The following is a 592-nucleotide window of genomic DNA, read 5'->3' as shown; positions in this document are numbered from 1 at the left end:
ACGTTCCTCTCGGTCAGTTCCTCAAACTTTTCATAGTTGATATATGCACGATCCAGGGCAATGATTTCATCATGCTTGAAATGGCTGGGGGCGAGCATAAAGGAATCGTTGGTAGCAGCAGAAGTGAACTTCACGTCACAGTGAACTCCTTCGTTTGCATGAATGACGGAATGCACTTTTATGCCTCCCTTCTTCTTTCCCGTCTTAGGATGCCGTCCCACACCCTTGAAGATGACGTTAGAGAACAGGGTTATCGTGGTGGAATCGATGATTCTCAGACGTTTTATCCATTCCTCCGTACCATTGCGTCGGCTGTCCGAAGAAAGTTTGTCCTTATTGGACTCGTAAAGGTCGTGATACACGTCCTCAAAGAATTTCTCCGAGCGTCTGGCGTTCGCGTCTGACAGGGTACTGCGCTTAGGAACCCTGTCAATGCCTATGTGATGAAGCTTGCGCACCTCAGCCGTCATTGCCGCCTCTATCTCGCGCAGGGAGTCGAAGCGCATGATGACTGCATACAGCATCGTAAGAAGATGGGTGAAGCCATCAAAGGTCTTCACATACCGCTCACCGCCGTTCCGACGGCTTATTT

1 protein-coding gene is annotated in these 592 nt (G+C 49.7%); it reads right to left on the bottom strand.

Annotated features, from left to right (window positions below; genetic code table 11):
• Nucleotides 1-592: DUF4372 domain-containing protein (locus E0E16_RS15060; protein WP_130828422.1), on the bottom strand; the 592-nt coding region annotated here is incomplete at both ends.

This window comes from Prevotella rectalis (assembly GCF_900607215.1).
In the GTDB taxonomy this organism is placed as follows: Bacteria; Bacteroidota; Bacteroidia; order Bacteroidales; family Bacteroidaceae; genus Prevotella; species Prevotella brunnea.
Note: the sequence above shows the minus strand (reverse complement) of the source record. Positions and strands in the feature narration are given on the sequence as shown.